Origin of the sequence: Lentisphaera marina (assembly GCF_028745505.1) — a bacterium.
In the GTDB taxonomy this organism is placed as follows: Bacteria; Verrucomicrobiota; Lentisphaeria; order Lentisphaerales; family Lentisphaeraceae; genus Lentisphaera; species Lentisphaera marina.
On the sequence record NZ_JAQZZL010000002.1, the window covers coordinates 2,086,625 to 2,103,305 of the forward strand.

12 protein-coding genes are annotated in these 16,681 nt (G+C 39.6%); 3 read left to right on the forward strand and 9 right to left on the reverse strand.

Annotated features, from left to right (window positions below; translation table 11 throughout):
- Positions 1-450: 450 nt before the first annotated feature.
- Complete coding sequence (locus PQO01_RS19615; RefSeq protein WP_274315923.1) at positions 451-2,877, forward strand: sulfatase-like hydrolase/transferase; 2,427 nt, start codon at positions 451-453, stop codon at positions 2,875-2,877.
- Between the two features lie 2 nt (positions 2,878-2,879).
- Here PQO01_RS19615 and PQO01_RS19620 read toward each other — a convergent pair whose 3' ends face one another.
- The 4 genes from PQO01_RS19620 to PQO01_RS19635 are packed head-to-tail and all read right to left on the reverse strand — an operon-like array spanning position 2,880 to position 5,333.
- On the reverse strand, positions 2,880-3,422 hold the full coding sequence (locus PQO01_RS19620; RefSeq protein ID WP_274315924.1) for a hypothetical protein: 543 nt from the start codon (positions 3,420-3,422) through the stop codon (positions 2,880-2,882).
- Positions 3,415-3,897: a hypothetical protein gene (locus PQO01_RS19625; protein WP_274315925.1), complete on the reverse strand. Its 483-nt coding sequence runs from the start codon at positions 3,895-3,897 to the stop codon at positions 3,415-3,417. The genes PQO01_RS19620 and PQO01_RS19625 overlap by 8 nt, the downstream gene beginning before the upstream one ends.
- Positions 3,894-4,448: an RNA polymerase sigma factor gene (locus PQO01_RS19630; RefSeq protein ID WP_274315926.1), complete on the reverse strand. Its 555-nt coding sequence runs from the start codon at positions 4,446-4,448 to the stop codon at positions 3,894-3,896. The genes PQO01_RS19625 and PQO01_RS19630 overlap by 4 nt, the downstream gene beginning before the upstream one ends.
- Positions 4,449-4,454: 6 nt before the next feature.
- Entirely contained in the window at positions 4,455-5,333 is an 879-nt protein-coding gene (locus PQO01_RS19635) for a hypothetical protein (RefSeq protein WP_274315927.1), read from the reverse strand.
- Positions 5,334-5,477: 144 nt separating this feature from the next.
- On the opposite strand from PQO01_RS19635, the gene PQO01_RS19640 reads away from it, so the two are divergent.
- Positions 5,478-6,170, forward strand: coding sequence for a type II secretion system protein (locus PQO01_RS19640; RefSeq protein WP_274315928.1), 693 nt, complete (start codon positions 5,478-5,480; stop codon positions 6,168-6,170).
- A 161-nt stretch (positions 6,171-6,331) separates the two neighbouring features.
- On the forward strand, positions 6,332-7,117 hold the full coding sequence (locus PQO01_RS19645; RefSeq protein WP_274315929.1) for a type II secretion system protein: 786 nt from the start codon (positions 6,332-6,334) through the stop codon (positions 7,115-7,117).
- Positions 7,118-7,307: 190 nt separating this feature from the next.
- Here the strand turns inward: PQO01_RS19645 and arsH are convergent, their stop codons facing one another.
- The 5 genes from arsH to PQO01_RS19670 form a co-directional block, all read right to left on the reverse strand.
- Positions 7,308-7,991, reverse strand: coding sequence for an arsenical resistance protein ArsH (gene arsH / locus PQO01_RS19650; protein ID WP_274315930.1), 684 nt, complete (start codon positions 7,989-7,991; stop codon positions 7,308-7,310).
- A gap of 35 nt (positions 7,992-8,026) precedes the next feature.
- The gene (gene sigZ / locus PQO01_RS19655) at positions 8,027-8,569 is read right to left on the reverse strand and encodes an RNA polymerase sigma factor SigZ (protein WP_274315931.1); all 543 of its coding nucleotides are present in this window, start codon (positions 8,567-8,569) and stop codon (positions 8,027-8,029) included.
- Between the two features lie 72 nt (positions 8,570-8,641).
- Positions 8,642-12,010 (reverse strand): DUF1588 domain-containing protein, encoded by a 3,369-nt coding sequence (locus tag PQO01_RS19660; protein ID WP_274315932.1) that lies wholly within the window; start codon positions 12,008-12,010, stop codon positions 8,642-8,644.
- A 6-nt stretch (positions 12,011-12,016) separates the two neighbouring features.
- Positions 12,017-13,234 carry a DUF1552 domain-containing protein gene (locus tag PQO01_RS19665; RefSeq protein ID WP_274315933.1) on the reverse strand — a complete coding sequence of 406 codons (1,218 nt, stop codon included), beginning with the start codon at positions 13,232-13,234 and terminating at the stop codon, positions 12,017-12,019.
- A 204-nt stretch (positions 13,235-13,438) separates the two neighbouring features.
- Positions 13,439-16,672: a DUF1588 domain-containing protein gene (locus tag PQO01_RS19670; protein ID WP_274315934.1), complete on the reverse strand. Its 3,234-nt coding sequence runs from the start codon at positions 16,670-16,672 to the stop codon at positions 13,439-13,441.
- Positions 16,673-16,681: the final 9 nt, after the last annotated feature.

The window sequence follows — 16,681 nt, forward strand, 5'->3', positions numbered from 1 at the left end:
GTCCCTGCGGATTTTTTTTGCCATAAGCTCTAAAAAGTCTGAGGTCTATTATTTCTTTTTAGTCTTTTTCTTCTTGGGGTTCTCTGCGGCGTAAGCTTCTGGTTCAGACCACTTGCGAATATCTATTTCACGACTGGGAATATTGCCCACAAAAGCAGAGATCATCTTTGATAGCTGACCAAGTGTTACCAAGGGAGAACATGTAAGTAATAAAAACCTTGGTCCACACTACAATGGACTAAGAATCCAGAATAAAAGTGATTAGTCTTATCATATAAGACCCTTAGTTGTTTTCTGTGACAACTCATACTTTTCAAAAAAAATGAACCCATCATGATAAAAAAATTGCCAATAAACATATTTATGAGCCAACAAACTAAATTTTATTTGTTAGTTCATCCAATTTGGTAACGTAGTGTGATTTATAGTAGAAAAAATGGGACACACTTAATGAAAGCTTTCTTCACATCAATACTCTTTTTTACCTGCCTAGTTTATGGCGACACCCTCGACAAAACAAAACTCAATGTGGTGTTCATCACTCTCGATGACCTTAGTTACGAAAGCCTAGGAGTTAACGGCTGTAAAGTACCGGATATTTCACCCCATATGGATCGTATAGCCAATAGTGGCATGCGTTTCGAAGGCTTTCACGTTCAAGCGAGTAATTGCATCCCCTCTCGGGCCTTAATGATGACGGGCATGTACCAGCAACACAATAAAATATTTTCTCTCGGCAAAGCAGGAGCGGGAAATCAAATTATTCGCAACACAATTCCAAGCGCATTTCGCGACGCTGGCTACCACACGGGAATCATGGGCAAAAACTCGCATCACAACCCTTTTGATCCCTACACCGGTTTTGATGTAGAATACGAAGGTTACGGTTCAACAAAGTACCCCGATAAAGTTTATGCAAAAACTAAAGAAGCGATTGCGAACTCCGCAAAACTTGGCAAACCACTCTTCTTTAATCTGAATATATACGACCCACATGTGGGTTGGTATGGTTGGTCGAGAACAGCGGGAACTGTAAAAGAAAAAGAGAACCACCCAAGCCGTATTTATACACCAGAAGAAGTCCCCTACCCTTCTTGGTTCCCACTTCTTGCGGAGAACGCAAAAACGGGAAGAACAAAGCGCGGCGTCAAAGACATTCATATCATGGAAGAAGTAGCCGCTTACTACAATACAGTTAAACGTGCCGACGACTCTATTGGACAAATGCTACGCGCTTTTGATGAAGCTGGCATCACTGAAAAAACCGTATTTGTACTAATCTCAGATCACGGTGCTGAACTACCTGGTGGTAAAACGACTCTCTATAAGGAGGGCACTCACTCTCCTTTATTTGTCTCTTGGCCGGGTGTTACTAAAGCGGGTACGATAAATGATTCTGAAGTCATTGGCTCCATTGACTTGCTTCCCACTTTTTATGATATGCTCAATCTCCCCATTCCTGCCGATCTTGATGGTCGTAGTTTCCTCGCCATGATTAAAGGCCAAAAAATCCCTAATTGGCGCCCCTTCGTCTACATACAACAAAATGACCGAAATAAAGCCCGTGCACTCCAAAGTAAGGATGGCTTTCTTTATATCATCAATGCTTGGCATGACGGAGAAAGCAAGTTTGGTTCAGTTTCTACTGGAACCCTCGCTTGGAGCCTTTTCAAAGCGGCTCAACAAAGCCCGGAAAATGATCCCCTTGCTACAGCTTGGATCAATAAGCTCGAATACCGCGTCCCACACGAACTCTACGACATCAAAAATGACCCCTCATGCTTCAACAACCTTGTTAATGATCCCGCCTACAAAGACAAACTTAGCGAAATTCGCAAAACAATGATTCAGGAAGCCCAAATCAGTGGTGACCACATAGCTTTAGCTGCACTACGAAATCCGGATTCCGCTACTGCTCGTGCAGAAACTTTCAAAGCCATTGATGCAGATAAAGCGACTCGCATGAGTGATCCTAACTATGCACGCCGTGCTCACTACGATCCTCTTGATGGGAAATTGGTTCTCGATAACACCATGTTTGAAAAAGATAGTGGAATTTGGAATAGCTCAGCTCCTGGCATTAGTTTAAGTCAAACGGGTGGGAGTAAAGAACTGGGCCCAGGAACCATCAAATTTGAAGTTAAAGAAAGTAAAACTCTACGCTTTGAAACGGCAAAAACTTTTGATGCCTCACAATTCAAATCTATTGAATTTGCCTTCAATCTCGCAGCTCCTCAGCCACCGAAAGCAAAAAAAAGCAAGGGTAAAAAAAGCCAAGAAGACAAACTCAATGCAAGAGCTGAAAAGAGAAAGAAAACAAGTCCGCCTACAGGTAAATTCAGTTTGGAATATCATGATGGTCGGCAATGGCACAGCCTCGAAAAAGATAAGCTCTCTAAATTCTTCAATGAGCAAAAGCGTAAATTTGAAGCTCCCTCCAAAGGCTTTGGTAAAAACACCAAGTTTGCGATCAGTATCACTTTCGATAAGCCTGCAATCTTGTTCTTAGATGGTATGCGCCTTGCTGCAGACGTCGATTGGCAAAACATAAAAGCTCCTAGCCAAAAAGCTCTTAAGCCTGGAGAAAGCCAAATATTGATATCGAACCTTGATCGTTATAGTGAAGTGGAAATTAATTATAATTTCTCTAGTGAAAAAACTAATAGCCAACTAGTACTCGAATATCTAAAAGATGGTCAATGGCTCGCTCTAAACAATCACGACTATCGCTACGTTTTACAATCTCAACAAAAATATGCTACCTACGCAAAAATCTCTAGTTCCGAGGTTCCTGAACTCAAACTTCGTCTGCATAACAGCGGTTCGAGCACCGTGAGAGTTAACGCACTAAGCGTACAAAAACGCCCCTCTTTTTAATTTTATTCTGCCTTAACTAGGAGTTTCTGAACGGACACTCCCAAAGCTGGGATGGTCATTACGGCTAAGAGCCCCCAACCTAGAAAGGGGATGCAGCCAATCAGTAAAAGAGCGATACTAGCATAGATGACTGCGTAAAATGCCGAACCAAGTCGTGGGCTATTGATATTACTGAGGATTTTTTCTCCTATGCAGTGGCAAAGGCTAGTGAAGCCATGAAGCAGCAGGTAAATATAAAAAATAAGGATTGGCAAACACAGTAAACATTTATCCATGGGCAGCTTTTTACTCATAAAAATGGCCAGTATAAAAACCACATAAGTCATGATTCCCTGGAGAAATAAACGCCCTGTCAATTGATTGAGGTCGCGACTCCCACGCAACACACTTTGAGTTCTTAAAACGGTGTAAACCCCAAAGCAGGCACTTAGGGCAATGATCAAAATTAAGCAACAAAAAATAAAAACCCCCAGCGCGCCCACCTCATAAAAGCTTTTTTCTGCTTTACTAATGCTAAGTAATAATGGCGTCGATATATCAAACATGTTTTTCCTCACTTAAAGTTTTATAGGCTAGTGCGACCATACAGATAATAATAATTAAAATCTCGAATGCATAAGACAATGATTCACTGAAAATATAGCCCCATGCAGCATGCTCATCACTGAGTAGAGAAGGCAGCGAGACGCTATCAAAACGCTCTGTCAAAATTGTTAGATCCCATTCAAAACTCATGATTTCTACGTGAAAAACGAGAAAAATAGCCTGTAATAAAATCAGGCTAGCCAAAAGGTAAAAGGCCTTGTTGGATTTTGTCTTTTCGGAGGACTCAATTTGATCCATAATCGCTGTCGTAAAATCGTCGCTCAATTCTGGTGCACAAGTCTTGAGAAGATTTTCCATCTCCTGTAAGTCCTGCCATTGTTCGACATTTACTTCTTCTTTGATAAGTTCATCGAGGATCTTCTCATCGACTGAATCATATTCATAGATCAAGTCTTTGTGATACTTCTCTTTCATACAGACCTCCATTGGCCTATGCCATTTTCCAAGAGTTTTTTACGTGCTCGGTACAAGCCCACCTTTACACTATTTTCACTGGTATTCAAGATTCCTGCAATTTCTTTACAAGTGCATTGCGCCAAATAAAAGAGGGAACAAATTTCTCTTAAAGAATCTGGTAGCTGGGTCACCATTTCTCGTATTGCCTGATGCTTTTCTTGACGGCTCAATTCCTTCCCTGGCATTTCTTTGGCACAGGCTTCTTCTAGCTCGGCACTTTCTTTTAATTTCTTGTTAATCACTGCCTTTTTCACTAAGCTACGACTACAGTTCATGGCAATCGTGAGCAACCAAGGTTTGAGCGATCGAGAAGTATCGAATTGCTGAATATGTTTGTGGAAGCGAATAAATGTCTCCTGTGCTGCGTCCTGAGCATCAGAAGAGTTTTTGCAAATTCCATAACAGGCGGCAAAGACAATTTGCTGATATCGCAAAACGATCAGTCGAAAGGATTCCTGAGAACCCTTTAGAGCTGATTTGATCAGTTGGCTGTCGCTTTGTTCATTCATAGACTCTTAGTATACAAGGACATTCAACAAATTCTGAATAATTTGAGCGCTTAATTGAGTATTAATATTTATTTGATCATCATTAATTGATACTTTGGCTTGCCCTAAAAGCTCATCTTTCATCATGGGGGGAACTTTAGGCAAAGTCATTTGCTGGCCGAGACCGATTAAACCTTCTATCATTTGTTTTAAGGGTGTTAATACTTCTTTATTTTCACTTTTCATCATCAGCGATAATTTAAAATCTTGCTCATAAGCCACCTTAAACTCCATGGCGCTGAGTTGCTTAAGCAAAGGGTTATTTTTACATTTCTTATCATGTTCGAGCACCACGGCATGCATTAAGCCCGAATCATAAGCGAGACTATCTGTTTTTTGCAACTTAGCTTCAGTCATGAGGTCTTGCTCTTCAAAATAAGCTTTTAGGTAAGCTTGAATGTATTGAGGTGGCCCAAAAACCAACATTCCGTCGTCAATTACAGCTAATTGATTAATCTTTCCAGACTTTTTCTTATCCGGGATATTAACAATAAAAACTGCATCTGTATTATCAATCTTTTCAAAAAGGCCATGCATTTCACAGGCATTTTGAATTTTTTTCACATCGTAATCACCCTCCAAAACGATGACGGCTTGGTGTTTCTCCAAGGCGCCCATCCATAGGGTTTGAGTTTTTTGGAGCTCAACTCCAACAAAATTGGAGATCATCCCCCTAAACTTTTCACCATGGCGATTATTGAAGAGTTTATTTAATTCCGGAACTGCTCGCAAAGCTTCCATATCCGCTTTTAAGATGAGTTTAGTTTTAGGACTAAAAGAACGATGAATTTCTTCGGCTTGCAGTCCACTTGTTAATAATAATAAAAGACTAAGTAATTTTTTCATTTCTATCTCCTTTTTAAGTTGCTACTTCAGGTACTTCCAATTCGACAAAAAGGTTACAAATAAAAATAAATTATAAGATTTTTTTTCAGTCTGTCACTTACATACAGGCCTTATTCGTACGATAGTAAAATTAAGGATATAATTATGAAAAAGTTTAAGTTCAGTCTAATAGAATTATTGGTAGTTATTGCCATCATCGGCATACTCCCTTCATTTGTTCTACCTGCATTAGGTAAAGCTAGAGCCAAAGCTCGGACAACCATTTGTGTGAACAATATGTCTAGCCTTTATAAGGGCACACTGTTTTTCATTGATGATAATGAGCAACGCTATCCCGGCATTACTCAACTTTATAATCGTCAATATTTTAATAACAATAATGAAAATAAAGCAACTGATACAGGACATGCCAATCTCAATGCATTACTAGCGATTGACTACGGCTTTTCTCAAAATTCTCTAGAATGCGCCGAGTCAACTGATTTCGGTACTGCGGGTGCGAAAATGCATAACTATGGTTTTAATTCTCATTTAACTAGAGACAATGAAAACCAAGGCCCACAAACCAGTGATCAAGGCTACAAAATATCGAGTATCCACAATCCGACTGAGACTATCCAAAATGCTTCTGGACGTACATGGGGTCTTTTCAACAAAGGCTGGGAGTGGTCGATTTCAGTACGCCATGATAACAACTATAAACTAGTCCATTCGTTTACCGATGGTCACGTCTCTGTCTTACCTTGGACGGCTTTTCATAATAATGCTCAGTGGATGCGCCCCTATGAATATTTTCAGGAAAGTTGTAGCAGTAGCTTCTCATTTACAGGGAAATAGCGTTTTCACGAGCAAATAAAAATCATGCGCTATTCTCCCTTAGCTTTCTGATAAACTTTTGTATTTGAGTACTTTAAGAGATTAAAATTAATTTTTTTGTCAAAAAAATTTAATCATCACCGTACCTTTATATATATTAATGAAAATCCGGGATGAAATTTATGATAAAAAATCGTTTCACACTCATTGAACTTCTCGTCGTTGTCGCGATTATCGCAATTTTAGCATCTTTGTTATTACCTAGTTTGAAGAAGGCTAGGCAGTCGGCTCGCATTGTGACTTGTTCATCCCAAGTGGGACAATTTACTAAAGCTATTTTTATGTTTGCGGATGATTATGACAATCAAACTCCTCCTGGATATCGCCATAGTGGAACATGGGCAAATCCTGGTCCAGATGTGGATAACTCTTTGTTAGTAGATAATAACCCCATTGGTTATGTTGAAAATGCTGCGACATATCTTGGGGTAGATTTGGATTATTCAAGTAAAGCTGCTTTAGAGACCAGTGCATCAGACGCTGGTAGAATGAAACCTTTTATATGTACTGAGGAGAGTGATCCTCAGCCTAATAAGACTGCTTTTTGGGATTCGGGACTACAATATAATGCGACTAATTCCTATGGCTGTAATGGAGGTTTATTTTCACGCGAGGGAGCCACATCATCTATTTTAAATGATATTGGGGCAATTAAAGATACTAACAAAACTTATGTTTTTAATGATGCTCAAGAAATGTGGGCGGGGCGCTATATTAGTAATTATGGTAGGTCAAACCTACTTGAGTTTTTAAATCTGGGAGCCGGAAATGTTTGGTATGATATGTTGGCCAGTACTCGCCATCAAACAAAAGTTCCCATCAGTTTTTTAGATGGTCACGTCAAGGTTTATGACTGGACTAGAACTGAATCTTGGTCAGAGATCTATGGAACTCAGGGTGCTCAGTAAATTATTATAGGCAATTAATTCCCCAGAGTTCTAACACTAGTACATTCTTTTAGGTGGATATGTAAATGAGAGAAATTATGTCGTTTTCATAATGATGCATAATGATTTCATCCCTAAACATAGTAGGGCCACGCCCCCCACTAGATGAGTTAATTTTTCTAAAGAGGAAAAATCACTGTTTTAGTTCTATTTAATTAATCGAAGCATCTAAAACTATTTTATCTTTACGCTCGCTATAGCGATCCACCAAAAATTCAGCTTGCTCTCGTAAAATATATGTCATGCGCATGAGCTCTTCCATCACATCAACAACACGATCACGATAAGATGAATCCTTCATGCTTCCATCTTCTTCGAACTCCTGATAAGCCTTCGCCACCGATGATTGGTTTGGAATCGTGAACATCCGCATCCAACGGCCCAAAACGCGCATGTTATTAAGTGTATTGAAGCTTTGCGAACCGCCACTCACTTGCATCAAAGCCAATGTTTTTCCCTGGGTGGGACGAACGGCGCCTATACTAAGTGGAATCCAATCAATTTGCGTTTTCATTAAGCCCGACATATTGCCATGCAATTCTGGAGAGGACCAAACTTGTGCTTCTGACCATAGGCTCAAATTTCGTAACTCTTGTACTTTGGGATGCTCTAGATTCTTTTCTGAATCGTAGATAGGTAAATCTATTGGGTCAAATAGCTTAACTTCGGCACCCATATATTCTAGAATTCTAGCGGCTTCTTCTGCCAAGAGCTTTGAATAGGAGCGCTCGCGTAGTGATCCGTATAAAATGAGAACTCGAGGCGCATGTTGAATGTGAGTGGCGTTATTTTGAAGTTCAAATCTCTCGTCGTTTAGGTATGTTGATTTAGACATGCTTTTTATTCCTTAAATTATTATTCAGAGTATTTTTAGTCTTCTTTTTGAGCATAATCAATTATTTTTCCTTGTGGATTAAAGGAAAATTCACAGCAGTCCTCAAAACTCGTGCGCAATTTTAAACGCGCCTTCTTAAGGCGAGATTTAAAGGTGGAATAAGCTATCTCATGCTGTAATGCATAGTCTTTTTGTGATTGCCCATTTATATCAATCGCAAGCAATAAATCGCGATCTTCTTGATCTAGCAATTCAATAAAGGGCAATACGCATTGGGCAAGATCTTGCTCCACTTCATTATAATCATTTTTATCTTCAGTCAGAAAATCCAAAAACTCGACTTGTGGGGTCCTAGATTTTTTACGATAAAAATCAATAATGCTATTTTTCGCCAACTGAAAAAGCCAGGGCTTGAGTTTATTGACGGAATGTAAAGACTCGATTCCCTTCTGAGTTTTTATCATGATTTCTTGAAGTAAATCATCCACATCATCGGAGTTGGAAATTTTAGAATGTAAAAACCGTCTAATACTTAGATGATATTCTTTCCATACTAAATCTAATGGTATCGCTTTCATATTGGTCCTTATAATTAACTGTTTAACTATAAGACGTCGAAAGATTATAAAAGACGAAGCTTTTTTTAAAATTTATAAAAAATAGTGTTTTAGTATTTCCGCATATAAATCGCCAGTTCGATAGCCCTCAGCTTCCGTGGCATTCAAAATTTCATCGAGTTTTGCTTCATCTTGGACACCCGGTTCACGACCTAACATGAAACTAATAAGCTTTTTGGTAAAGGCTCGAGCCATGGGTTTTGAATGAGTACTTAAGTACTCTTTAAGCGCGCTGATATCGGTGATTTTTTGGTCGTTAATTTGCACTGGTGCCGGGGAGAACTTGTCATTGTAATGACCAATCGAATCGTATTTATCCATAATAATCGCCAAGGAATCCAAACGTTTATGGCAAGAATGACAAGCAGGATTCTTTGCGTGCACCTCTAAGCGCTCACGTAAAGTTTTGCCTCCTTCGTGATTCTCAAACTCATCGACATCGACATCCGGAGGAGAAGGTAAAGGCGAATCGAGAATATTCTCCGAAATCCACGCAGCACGACGCAGTGGCAGAGGATCAACGCCATTACTGGTTGCTGTCAGAAAAGCTCCTGAAGTCAAGATTCCACCACGCTCAGATTTCGAAGCATCGACCTGCATGAACACGCCTGAGTCTGGTGCATTTTTCAATGAAAAACGATAGAGTTTCATGAGATCTCTGTTCAAAAAAGCATAATCTGCATTAACCAAATCTGTGACAGGACGGTTATTGCGGAACATGTTCATCATGAACATCTCAACTTCTTGTTGCTGATAGGACTGCATGTTATCCCTGTAGTAATTTTTGAACTTACCTTCATCTGGCAAGTTATTGTCAATTTGACCTAGAGTTAACCACTGATAAGTGAAGGCATTAGAGAAACGACGGAAACGGTCATTCTTAATTAACCAATCCCCAAAGCTCTTATGATCTTTTTTCTTTACGGCTTCCGTATATTTTTCTGCGAACTCCGCATTTGGGGCTGACTTATGAGTCACATAAGAGCTATAACGCAATTTATCTTGAAGGGTTTTGGCTGCTGAGTCAATGATTAAGAAACGCGGCGACAAAAAGAAGCTGATCATCGTATTGCGGTAGGCATCTTCCATTTTCATTTTTTCTTTTCTTAGATCCCTGAACATGTAGGTGTAAATCACATTAAAGTTCATGCCATTAAAAGCATGCAAGTACTTAAATTTTTCTCTCACTTCCATATCGTTAATTTTCGTCCTTTCGTCAAAAGACATGGGGTTAAGTACCACATCGTAAGGACCTTCCAAAGTCATATTAGAAAACTTAACCATCGGAAAATCATACTTTTCTTTAGTGAAGAGGGGTGTCTCTTTCTCAATATGTTTAAGTTCTAACTTATCTCCGTGTTTGTTTAAGGCACTCAGGTAGCCAATTCTTCTTAAGCTGGGTAAGCTTTTCCAATCCAGACTATAGGCCAAGGCCGATTGACGCTTAATCGTGAACTCAATAGCGTATTCACCTTCCGATGAAATTTCGATCGTCTCTAAATACCTCAATTTGGCAAAGGGATCAGATACGCCTGGGGGCTCTAGATAAAACTTTACTGGCATGACAAGATTTTCGTTTTCCTCAAAGAATTTTTCATAGAGTGACACAAGTTCTTTACCGTACTTACTCTCGGTAATTTTACTCATATTCATATTTTCATTGCTTGCCTTAAAGCGCAAAGTATAAGTGCCAGGAGGCAAGACTCTTTCTGCTAATTCTTTGTTGACTAATTCATTATCATTATTGTCTAGATAACGATCTTGTTTCGTTTTTTTACGCTCGGTGATATCTTCGAAGTAGATCGAACTATAAAGACGGGGTTTGTATTGCGGCCATCGCAAATGGGTTTCCTCTAATTTTTTAAACTCGACACAACTGAAGCCCTGAGAAGGAAATTTCACAATCATATCGAGGGGATCAACTTGCGGACGCAAACCAATGAAACTCTGTAAGACATCGTAGAGAATATTGTAATAACGACTGATATAATGCGGACTCAAAATATTGCGCTGATGTGAATAATATTTGCTATCTGAATAAGATTGATACAAAGTTTTTAGCGGGTTGTACTGCTCATAATCAATATCAAACAAATCACCCATAGTATTTTGAATTTCATATGGAGTCAAAACTCGTGTGGTCATGCCTTCTTTGAGGTCATCAAACATCATTTTAATGGAAGCTAAAACCAGTTCTTGCTCTTCTTTTTCTAAGGGAATTGAATCGGGTTCATCTTCTACCGGCGGAGGCATCTCCCCTTTATTGATACTGCGATAGACCTTTGCCCAGGCTTTTGAATTGAGTGACTTGGATTGCATTAATCTAGCGATATTAAAATCCCCTTCAACTTCTTTGCCTTCCGCACCATGACAGCTCACACACTTAGTCTTGAGTGTTTCGTTAAAACTAAAGTGGCTCAATTCGCCTTTGAACATATCATTTTCTTCAGGCTGAAAAAAGTTGATCGCTTTCTCATCAAGATTAGCTTCTTCCTTCTTTACTGGCTCAACTTTTTTGACAATCACTTTAGGCTTAGGTTTTACTTCTTTTTTCTTTACAGCTTTGGGCTTATTTTTTTCTGCGAGTTCGGCCTGCTGCTGTTTCACATAATCAATAATCTCTTGATAGTAGAAGCCGAGGCCTGCTAGTACTAGCAGGCATACTAAGGTAGCAAGTGGAAATTTTTTCTTCTTTTGAATTTTAGGACGATTAGTCGGCACGCGCATTTTTTGCTTGGCTTTTATTTTCCCTTTATTCGTTTTCTTTTTTGTCTTGGTCTCTGTTGTCTGTTTTCCTACTTCTGGCGACTTATTCTCTTGAGCACTTTTTGCTTCCGAAGCTTTCGCTAGAAGTTTAGCTTTAGATTCATTCTCTAGCGGTTTAACGCGTTTTAAATTATTGAGTTCATCCCAGTTTAAATTTTCGACACTGGCTTTGTTACCCCCATCTTGGGGAGATAAGACACGCGCCTCTTGTAAAGTCTGCTGAGCACTCTCTTTGGAATTCTTGTGGTCTACACTAGGTAGGTCTTCATGCAATTGAATTTTTAGATCTGAATGCCGGCTCGAATTCGTAGCTGATGACAAAGCGTTTTGTGCGATAAAATCCTTATTTTCTGTACCTGGCGTTGAGGGTACTTCTTGAATGGAAGTTAGTTCAACTGACACCTCCCGAACACCATCAGTCTGTGCCTCACCCTCTTTCATGATCTCATCGATTTCAAATAAGGTTTGCTCTAACAATTTTTCCGTCTCGTCACCCTCTATTTTTCCTGCTGCCAAATCGGCTTCGAGCTGTTCGAGGTAGTCGAGTCTAGCTTTGAGTGTATCCTTCTGCTCGCGAGTTAAACGTAAGCCACTTTCCGGAGTATTAGCTCCCTCACTATTATCATCGATATTCATCTAATCTTAAGCCTTAAAAAGTTCTTCAACAATTTTCGAATCGTTCTGAAAACTGGGATTTGAAAAACCAATTTGTTTTAAGATAGAAGAAAACATATTTGATGTAGTATAAATGTGTTCTTTACCATCTAAGCAGGCAATTGATTCTTTATGCTGGAATCCACCACCGAAGAGGAAGGCTGGAGCACGTTTATTATCGTGATGACAGGCATTCGCCATGCCGCAGTGAAATAACACAACTGTATCATCGTAAAGCCCACCTTCTTGCAGTTTATGCAGAAAGTTTTTAACTCCCGTTAAGACTCCCGCATCAATGATTTCTAATCCACGTATGCGCTCAGAGTAATTACCATGGTGTGTATTGCCATGATGGCCCAGTTCTACACCCGGCAAGCCTTGTTGCAATGCCCAGGGACCAAACTGTACAATAGCAATTTTTGTCTGCTCTCTTTCCAAAGCATCATAGATTAATTGGAAATTATTATCACAAGAGGGGATCGGTTGATTTTCTTCATTTTCGGCAAAGGCTTTCTTTTGATAAGGTTTTGAGACCTTAAGCCATTTTTCACGTTCATCTAAGACCGCTAAGTGATAATCAAGCGAGGCCTTCATGGTCTCCTCTTGTGGGTTACCGCGCCAAAAACGACGTAAATTACGTGCTAAAGTCGACAAGATGTCACGCTCTCTTCTAATGCGGGCCTTATCTAAACGTGTATCAGATCGTGAAAAAAGTGTTTCATAAAGGCTGTTGGCTCCATCAATAGAAATCATCGGTTGCTCAAAACGGTTCCAAGACATATGATTACCACTTCTATTGAGCTTATGATATAGATATTTGTGACGCGTTTCCTGAATTGATCCGTCTGCAATAACTTGATCCAAGCTCATCATCAATTTCTCTGGATAGTGCTCTCTATGCTCGTATTTCAATGCCGTAAACGTCGCATGCTGGCATTCATGTCCTCCTCCCATCCCTGGCTGAGAAATACCATCGAAATAGGTCATTTGTCCTTTAAACTCTGAAAAGTGCTCGGTCATATACTTACTAGAAGCACCGCCGTCACGAAAGTTTGGCCCATAAAGACCTAAGTCTAAATTAATAAGGACCACATTTTTTTTGAGATTAACACGCGGCTCGATTTTTTTCTTTGCCGCGAAGACTTCACTAGGTGATAAGATTGAACTAGCTGCAAGGGATGCCAAAAATGATCTACGGTTTACCATTCTATATCTCACGATTTTATTTATGAATTCATTTACATAAAATATGTATCGTAAAAAGCTTGCTGTCCTAACACAAGCAAGTTAAATAAAAATACAAATGTCGTATTTGGATAAAAATTATTCGTCTTGGGATAAGTTAAAAAAAATCGACAGACCTGAGACGGATCTGTCGATTCATTATAAACTGCTCTGATTCAAGTCTTGCTAGAGCACGTAATACTTTAATATAGATGCATAGAGATCTCCCACTCGGTAGGATTTCTCTTTTGTCTCAGCTAAAATCATATCAAGTTTAGCTTCATCTTGAACACCTGGTTCACGACCTGTCATATAACTAATGAGTTTCTTAGAGAACGCTCGTGCCATAGCTTGTGAGTAGTTCTCTAGGTATGCCTTCAATTGACTCACATCAGAAACTTTTTGATCATTGATTTTAACTGGTTCTGCGACATAATGATTATTGAGCCCTCCAATAGAATCGTATTTATCCATGAGTATGGCGAGTGAATCCAAACGCTTGTGACAGGAGTTACATGCAGGATTTTGAGCATGAACTTCTAAACGTTCACGTAGAGTTCTTCCTGTCGAGGTATCTTCAAAATCATTGACATCCACGTCAGGGGGAGAAGGCAAGGGTGAATCGAGTATATTTTCCGATATCCATGCAGCACGTTTAATGGGTAATGGATCCACTCCATTGCCAGTGGCCGTTAAGAAGGCCGCCATACTTAAAATGCCACCACGACCAGCCTCTTTGGCATCAACCTTAGAAAACAAGCCATCATCTGACAAATTCCCCGTGTTTAGACCATAAAAATCCATCAAACCCTTATCCATGAAACTATAGTCGGCTTGGACCAATTCCAAGATAGGACGATTCTCACGGAACATATTTAATAAGAATAGTTCCGCTTCTTGACGCTGACGTCGTTCCATTTCATTCTTATAATAATTTCTAAATTTACCTTCATCAGGTAAATTATTATTAATCTCACCTAGTTTAAGCCATTGATAAGTAAAGGCATTAGAAAAGCGTCTAAAATTCTTATGTTGAATCAACCAATTTCCTAGAGTCTTATAATCTTTTTTCTTTACTGTAGTCTTATACATGGCTGCGAACTCCGCAGATGGTGGCGATTTATGAGTCATATAAGACGTGTAGCGGATTTTTTCTTCAATTGTTTTTGCCATTGAATCTAAAATGAGGAAGCGTGGCGACATAAAGAAAGTGATCATCGTATTGCGATAAGCATCTTCCATTTTCATTTTTTGTTTGCGTAAGTCCCCAAACATATAAGTGTAGATCACACTCAACTTCATACCATTAAAGGAATGGAGGTACTTAAATTTTTCACGAACTTCCGTATCGTTAATTTTAGTTCTTTCATCAAATGACAAGGGGTTTAACTTCACATCAAAAGGACCTTCGATTTTTTGATTAGTGATTTTAACCATCGGAAAATCATATTCTTGTCTGTCTATGAAAGCTCGTGCTGCTTCACGCTCTTTTTCTCCTGCATCTTCACCATGCCGATGATAGGCAAGCATACTGCCCAAACGATTATACCCAATTAGATCTTTCCGATCGAGAGCAAACGAAACCCCCGAACGACGTTTGATTTCAAATTCAATCCCATATTCACCTTCGGAAGAAATTTCTATTGTTTCCAAATACTTAAGTCTCGCAAATGGGTCAGCTGTTCCCGGGGGCTCTAAATAAAAACGTATCGGCATGGTAAGATTGGGGTTGTCTTCAAACAACTGCTCATAATGAGAGGCAATGGCTTCCCCATATTTTTCTTTAGTGATCTTACTCGTAGACATATTTTCACAACTCGCTGTGAAAGTGAGGCGGTACTTACCTGGTGGCAAAGAGCGGGCCGCAAGCATTTTGTTGACTAAGTCATTTTCATTACCATCTAAGTAACGATCTTGTTTGGTTTCTTTTTTCTCTGACAGGTCCTTGAAATTCAAAGAGCAATACCACGCAGGATTATATTGCGGCCATCGCACATGAGTTACGGCTCCAAAGTTCCTTACATGAAAAGGGGCACTCGGAAATTTAACTGATTGATTAAGAGGATCAAGTTGAGGGCGTAAGCCAATAAAACTCTGCAACATATCGTAAAGGATATTATAATAACGGCTGAGGTAATGCGGACTTAAAATTTTGCGTTGATGAGTATAAAAGCTCTTCTCAGAATAGGAGTTATGCATATCCGCTACCGGGTTGTACTGGGCATAATCCACATCAAACAAGTCGCCTAAAGTGTTCTGAATCTCGTAAGGAGTCATCACACGTGTTGTAACTCCTTCTTTTAGATCTTCAAACATCATTTTGATTGATGCTAAAAGCAATTCCTGTTCTTCATTTTCTAAGGGGACTGAATCGGGTTCATCTTCTACTGGAGGAGGCATTTCACCTTTGTCGATACTACGATAGATTTTTGCCCAGTACTTTGAGTTCAATGATTTTGACGCCATCAAACGAGCAATATTAAAATCACCCTCGACTTCTTTACCCTCTGCACCGTGACAAGAAACACATTTGTTTTTGAGAACTTCATTAAAACTCAAATGACTCAACTCCCCAGTGAATACATTTTCGTCGTTGGGTTGAAAGAAATTTTGTTGTTCCTCGGGCTCCTCTTCTTTGGGTTCTTCGACTACCGGTTTTGGCTTGGGCTTAGGTTTTGGCTTGGGCTTAGGTTTTTCTTTTTTTACTACAGGTTTCGGCTTATTTTTCTCTGCTAGTTCATCTTGTTGTTGTTTAACAAAAGCTAGGATATCTTTATAAAAAAAGGCACCCGCTGCAATAATTAGAAGTACGAGGACTTTACCTACTGGAAACGATTTTTTCTTAACTCTACTTGGAACCTTGGTGGGTACCTTGAGCTTTTTCTTTGACTTTATTTTACCCTTGCTTTTTGATTTCGAAGGATTTCCCGCGGATTCATTAGTCTTACGCCCTTCAAATTCTTGAGTGGGTTTTGCTTTTGAAGCTTGGCCATTACTAATATTGGCTTTTACTTGAGATTTTGCCGCAGTGAATTTCTCTTCGGCCGATTTCGGCTGAGCAGGTTTACTCTGCTGATTTGTGCTATGAGAGGAGTTTAATTTAGGTAAATCTTCCACAGCTTGAGGTTTCGGAGCTTGAGGAAGTTCTTCTAAATCAGTATTATTTTGGCTTTGCTCCGAACTTGCTTGGCTCTCTAAGTATTGACGTTCAAGCTCACGACCCACTTCTAGGATAGCTTCAACTTCTGCCATCCCATGGTTAAGTAAATTTTCTGCTTGGTCTTTGGGAACGTCGCCATTGGCAATTTGCGTCTCTAAGGCCTCAAGCTCGGCTAATTTATCGCGGAGTTTCTGCTTGAGCTCAGGGCTCATCATCGGCACTGAGTTATTTGCCTCAGCACCACCATCATTATCAGTCATTATTTTACC

Coding starts and splice junctions, on each gene's coding strand:
- PQO01_RS19615 (WP_274315923.1), top strand. CDS start 451: ATGAAAGCTTTCTTCACATCAATACTCTTTTTTACCTGCCTAGTTTAT.
- PQO01_RS19620 (WP_274315924.1), bottom strand. CDS start 3,422: ATGTTTGATATATCGACGCCATTATTACTTAGCATTAGTAAAGCAGAA.
- PQO01_RS19625 (WP_274315925.1), bottom strand. CDS start 3,897: ATGAAAGAGAAGTATCACAAAGACTTGATCTATGAATATGATTCAGTC.
- PQO01_RS19630 (WP_274315926.1), bottom strand. CDS start 4,448: ATGAATGAACAAAGCGACAGCCAACTGATCAAATCAGCTCTAAAGGGT.
- PQO01_RS19635 (WP_274315927.1), bottom strand. CDS start 5,333: ATGAAAAAATTACTTAGTCTTTTATTATTATTAACAAGTGGACTGCAA.
- PQO01_RS19640 (WP_274315928.1), top strand. CDS start 5,478: ATGAAAAAGTTTAAGTTCAGTCTAATAGAATTATTGGTAGTTATTGCC.
- PQO01_RS19645 (WP_274315929.1), top strand. CDS start 6,332: ATGATAAAAAATCGTTTCACACTCATTGAACTTCTCGTCGTTGTCGCG.
- arsH (WP_274315930.1), bottom strand. CDS start 7,991: ATGTCTAAATCAACATACCTAAACGACGAGAGATTTGAACTTCAAAAT.
- sigZ (WP_274315931.1), bottom strand. CDS start 8,569: ATGAAAGCGATACCATTAGATTTAGTATGGAAAGAATATCATCTAAGT.
- PQO01_RS19660 (WP_274315932.1), bottom strand. CDS start 12,010: ATGAATATCGATGATAATAGTGAGGGAGCTAATACTCCGGAAAGTGGC.
- PQO01_RS19665 (WP_274315933.1), bottom strand. CDS start 13,234: ATGGTAAACCGTAGATCATTTTTGGCATCCCTTGCAGCTAGTTCAATC.
- PQO01_RS19670 (WP_274315934.1), bottom strand. CDS start 16,672: ATGACTGATAATGATGGTGGTGCTGAGGCAAATAACTCAGTGCCGATG.